Below are 4,902 nucleotides of genomic sequence, written 5' to 3'. Positions count from 1 at the left end.
CACGCTATTGCAAATCTCGCTGGCGAAGCCGGCAGCCGATGCACGGCGACAACGAAGAGCGCGAAGGCCCCCGCATGTCCTGCCAGGATTTCGGGTTCTTCTACCTTGTTGAGCACGGCACCTCGAAAGAATTCTCGGCACAGCCTATTCAGGCTTTTCCGACGGTCTTCATGCTGCCAGTCAAATAAGAAAATGGCCCGAGATCGTTGTGCCGACTCCCGTTGTCAAACAAAGGTGTACTTATGTCTAAGGATCTCGTGGTCAGACTGGACGACAAGCTGCGGGCGAAACGCGAAAGCTTTGACAAGATCCCCGTGGTTGATATAGCGCCGCTACTCGATGGCAGTAACAAACAGAGGGTGGCCAAGGAGATACGTTGGGCCCTGTCGAACACTGGGTTCATGTATGTGAAGAACCACGGTATTCCTCAGAATTTTGTGGATTCGGTATTCGATGTGAGCCGTCGGTTCTTTGATCTGCCCATGTCGCAGAAGATGACATTGCACGTTAGCAAATCCGATGCGGCCCTCCGCGGATACATTGAGCCATTCGGCGAGAACACCGATCCGGGCAAAACGAAAGACCTGAAGGAGTGCTTTGACTTCGGACCTGAACGTTCGACGCTAGAAGGTCCGTTCTTTGGCCCCAACCAGTGGCCCTCAAGTCTGCCCGAGTTTCGGGAACTGACATACGGATACCATCAAAAGATGGTGGACCTCGCGAAAAAACTCTTGCAGGGCATTGCGCTCAGTCTGGACCTGTCGGAAAGCTATTTCGAAAGCCTTATGCGCAACCCAATCAGTATTCAGCGCCTGCTTCATTACCCGCCGCAGAGTGGCTATATTGGGGAAGAGATCATCGGTATTGGCGCCCACACGGATTACGGCAATCTGACCATCCTGGCGCAGGACGACGTGGGTGGTCTTCAGGTCATGAACCGAGATGGCGATTGGGTCGAGGGCATTCCGATCCACGGCACATTCGTAATCAACATTGGCGATCTGATTCAGCGGCTCACGAACGATCTCTACCTGGCGAACATGCACCGCGTGGTAAATAGCTCGGGCCGCGAGCGATACTCGATCCCCTTCTTTATCGACGCTGATTTCAATGCGATCATCGAACCATTGCCCTCATGTGTCACGGACAGCAACCCGCTTCGCTACAAGCCGGTGACGTGCGGCGAGCACAAATTCGGGCGTTTCGCAGCAAGTTACGCTCACCTGGGCAAAGCGTAATGTGAGCGGACAGGCACTTACTCACGTGACAGTGCCTGCCGCGCTTGTTCCGGAGAGCTACAGCCATGCAAGCGACCGTCAAGGAAGCTGCGTTCCGAGAATCTGCTGCGCGAACGCGTGGTCATTGCCACTCCGTCGAACCGTTCGTGTTGGGGATCGGCCAGACTGGCGATGCTTGGCTAGATCACCGGGACCCTGAGGTCATCCCGCGCCAGCGGAAAAGTGATCCAGACCGAACGCGAGAAGTTCGCCTCTCGCGAATGCGAGACGATCACGCAGGCGCCCGCACCCTTCATATGTGAGCCGCGCCGCTTTGCTGGGCCGCACCTGTTGGCGATGATGCTGTTTGAGAAGATTGCCCACTTTTAACCGTTGAACCGGCAGAGCGAGCGCTATCACTGCGCGGGCATCGATCTGAGCCTCCCCACGCTGGCAGACCAGGTCGGCCCTGTGCCGCGGTGCTGAAGCCGGTGCACGCGCTGATCGAGGCGCATGTGCTTGCTGCGAAGCTGTCTGCATGATGACGGCACCACCGTGCCGATCCTGGCGAGCGGCAAGGCCGATATCGGTCGCAACTAGGCCTATGTCCGAACTTCTCGCCCAATGCCCAACCGTGGCTGACTGCGCTGACCAGCTGCCGACATAACCCAAGTGACGGGCTTCTTCATACTCCTGATACGTGGCTGGATCCCCCTCGTCAATGTGACGATCCCCCCCGCATGTCTATCCACAAAGCTTGTGTACGAAGCTGGACAAAAATGTCGGAAACCCGACGAAACGGTCGCCACGGCCGGGCTGCCGGTATGGGTCAGTGGTGCATAAACGGTGCACCAATTCGGCACACAACTTGCGTGGTCACGGCGGACGGCCACGGAGGCCCGTGATGATTGATCAGTCTCTCAACTACTAACGCGTATAAACTGGCGGCGGTCGTTTATGGGCAAGAGGACGACGTGGGTACCCTGTTGTTTGGTTCGCGACTGCCGATCTGATTGGCTTTTTCAATGGTTCGTCAATATTATGATCTCCCGTCCCTGACTGCCCTTGAGGTATTCGAGGCATCGGCACGCCATCTCTCGTTCAAGCTTGCGGCTTCCGAGCTAGATGTGACATCGGGAGAGATTCGTCGGCAGATCAAAGCCATTGAGGACGAGCTTGGCGTTCCGCTGTTTGTGGGGCCTGGAGCCGACGTCGTGCTTACCAGCGCTGGCAAGGTCCTCTATAGCTTGCTGGCAAGCAATTTTTCCAAGGCGTCCGATGTCGTCAGGGCCATCAAACGCGGCGATCATTCCCGCAATGTAACGATTGCCTCCACCGATGCGTTCGCGTCGATGTGGTTGATGCCGCGCATGCGGCGCTTTTGGTCACAGCATAGTGATATCAAAGTCGACCATGTGATTTTCGACAGTTCGCGCGATTATCGGCCCGCTGAAGTCGAGCTGGGCATCCGGTATGGCTGCGGCTCATGGCCTAACGAGACAGCGGAACTGTTGTTTAGCGATGTCATCTACCCGGTCTGCGGTCCCGGCTTCGCCCAGAAGCACAGCGATGCGACGGCCAAGTGCTTGCCCAAATTGCCACTCCTGCACGCTGAAGGGATCCAATCCGATTGGGCCGGCTGGGACGAGATCTTGCGCCGTGCCAGGATTCCCCACGGGCCCCTTCGTGGCCATAGGTTCAGCAAGTTCTTCGTGGCTTTGCAAGCGGCACAGGCTGATCAGGGCGTTGCCGTGGGCTGGCACCGGCTGGTGCGAATATCGGTCGAAGAGGGCAAGCTCGTCAGGATTACCGACCTCAAGCTGGACGCCCCGGGAGGATACTATCTGACGTGGAACGACAACCGGATCCTATCGCCGGGGGCCGAGCGGCTGCGCGAGTGGTTGCGGAAGATCTCGGCCGAAGAGCGGAACGCTTGAAGTTAGAACTCGCGCCGGCGCGGTCGCCAAGGATGACAGCCGCGACGCCGAAGTGATGGCCTCCGCCCTGCGGTCCACCGTCGGCTGGCCAGGCTTGCCGCATGGTGATCGGCTGGCCAGGCTTGCCGCTGGGAAATAGCCATCCCTTCGGCCGCCTCACCTTGCACGCGGGCGCAAGGGCTCGAGCAACGCCGGAGACAGTATGATAGCGGTTCGGCTCTTGCCCTGCTCTAGGGCGCACTCCAGACGGTGGGAAGCATCGTGATCGAGACCGTCAGCGGGCCGGACGGCGCAGTGGGGCTCGGTTTTCCGAGACGCAGATCTCTAGCTCCGACGCGAGGGACAGCATCTCCTTGGGATCAGATGAATCAAGCGTTCGCACGCGCGACCACCCGCGCAAGCGAATCGTCGAAAATCGCCAAGGCTTCGTCGATGATCTCGTTCGATGCTGTAAGCGGCGCAAGGACGCGGATGACGTTATGCGCGCGTCCGGCCGAGGCGAGCAGAAGACCGTGCATCGCGGCGTCTTCCACGAACCTCGCCGTCAGAGTTGTCGCCGGGCGCTGGGACATCGCATCGTCGACGAGTTCAATGCCGATCATCGCGCCCAAACCACGCACCTCGCCAATAATTGGACACTTGGTCCACAGGTTGAGGGAGCGGAAGCCGGTGGTGAGGCGCTCGCCGATTTCCATGCTACGGGCAGTCAGGTTCTCCTCCTCAAGCACGTTCAGGGCGGCAAGTGCCGCTGCGCATGCAAGGGGATTTCCCGCGTAGGTGCCTCCGAGTCCGCCCGGCGGCACGGCGTCCATGATCACGGCCTTGCCGATGACAGCGGCGATTGGGAGCCCGCCACCGAAACTCTTTCCCAACGCTACAAGATCCGGCTCCACTCCTGAATGCTCGATGGCAAAAACCCGGCCGGTGCGAGCGAAACCGGACTGGACCTCATCCGCGATCAGGACGATGCCGTGCGCGTCGCACAAAGCGCGCAGACCGCGTATGAACTCCGGCGGCGCCGGCAGAAAACCACCTTCGCCCTGGACAGGCTCGATTACCATGGCTGCAACTTGGTCGGGTTCGATCTGCGTCTCGAACAGGTCTCGAAGCGCTTGAAGGGCCTCGTCTGCGCTCGGGCCTCGATAGGCCGAAGGAAAGGGCGCGTGGTAGACATCTGTGGGGAAGGGGCCGAAGCCGCGTTTGTATGGGTCGAGCTGTGACGTCATCGCAAGGGTCAGTAACGTGCGTCCGTGAAAGCCTCCTCTGAAGACGACGACACCCCTTCGACCCGAGTGGAAACGAGCGATCTTTACCGCGTTCTCCACCGCTTCTGCGCCAGTGGTGACAAGCAAGGTTTTCGCCGGCGTGGAGAACGGAGCTATTGCGTTGAGCCGTTCCGCGAGCCGCACGTAGCCCTCATAAGGAATGCTGCCGAAGAAGGTATGGGTGAAGCGCTGCAGCTGCGTTCTGACTGCATCAACCACCTGCGGATGCGAATGTCCGACCGCAAGCGCACCCATGCCGCCGATGAAATCGATATATCGGCGACCCTCCGTGTCCCAAATTTCCGCGCCTTGGGCGCGTTCCGCGCAAATCGGAAACGCACATGCAACGCCACGCGGCAGCGCGCTCTCACGTCTCGCCTGGAGTTCCGCGCTCGATCGTGCCATCATGCTGCAATACACTTCCCTGTACAAACACGCCTTGCATCGGCTGCCAGCTTCGCCAGCGAGATTTGCAATAGCGTG

General features: G+C 59.2%; 3 protein-coding genes and 2 pseudogenes. 4 read left to right on the top strand and 1 reads right to left on the bottom strand.

Annotated features, from left to right (window positions below; genetic code table 11):
* The 4 genes and pseudogenes from DH10_RS16985 to DH10_RS16970 form a co-directional block, all read left to right on the top strand.
* A pseudogene (locus DH10_RS16985) lies at nt 1-188 on the top strand (2-oxoglutarate and iron-dependent oxygenase domain-containing protein); the annotation flags it as partial.
* Between the two features lie 54 nt (nt 189-242).
* Nucleotides 243-1,238: an isopenicillin N synthase family dioxygenase gene (locus DH10_RS16980; protein ID WP_192385017.1), complete on the top strand. Its 996-nt coding sequence runs from the start codon at nt 243-245 to the stop codon at nt 1,236-1,238.
* A 69-nt stretch (nt 1,239-1,307) separates the two neighbouring features.
* Nucleotides 1,308-1,814: pseudogene (locus DH10_RS37010) on the top strand (IS66 family transposase); the annotation flags it as partial.
* A gap of 428 nt (nt 1,815-2,242) precedes the next feature.
* Entirely contained in the window at nt 2,243-3,154 is a 912-nt protein-coding gene (locus DH10_RS16970) for a LysR substrate-binding domain-containing protein (RefSeq protein ID WP_192385015.1), read from the top strand.
* A gap of 368 nt (nt 3,155-3,522) precedes the next feature.
* On the opposite strand, the gene gabT is transcribed toward DH10_RS16970, so the two are convergent.
* Nucleotides 3,523-4,824: a 4-aminobutyrate--2-oxoglutarate transaminase gene (gabT, locus tag DH10_RS16965; protein ID WP_192385019.1), complete on the bottom strand. Its 1,302-nt coding sequence runs from the start codon at nt 4,822-4,824 to the stop codon at nt 3,523-3,525.
* Nucleotides 4,825-4,902: the final 78 nt, after the last annotated feature.

The organism is Mesorhizobium silamurunense (assembly GCF_014843825.1).
Taxonomy (GTDB): Bacteria; Pseudomonadota; Alphaproteobacteria; order Rhizobiales; family Rhizobiaceae; genus Mesorhizobium; species Mesorhizobium silamurunense.
The sequence above is the reverse complement of the archived record's forward strand: the minus strand, read 5'-3'. Positions and strand labels throughout refer to the sequence as shown.

What these genes read in the sequence shown, in the direction of transcription:
- DH10_RS16970 (WP_192385015.1), top strand. Translation starts at nt 2,243, where the DNA reads ATGGTTCGTCAATATTATGATCTCCCGTCCCTGACTGCCCTTGAGGTA.
- gabT (WP_192385019.1), bottom strand. Translation starts at nt 4,824, where the DNA reads ATGGCACGATCGAGCGCGGAACTCCAGGCGAGACGTGAGAGCGCGCTG.
- DH10_RS16980 (WP_192385017.1), top strand. Translation starts at nt 243, where the DNA reads ATGTCTAAGGATCTCGTGGTCAGACTGGACGACAAGCTGCGGGCGAAA.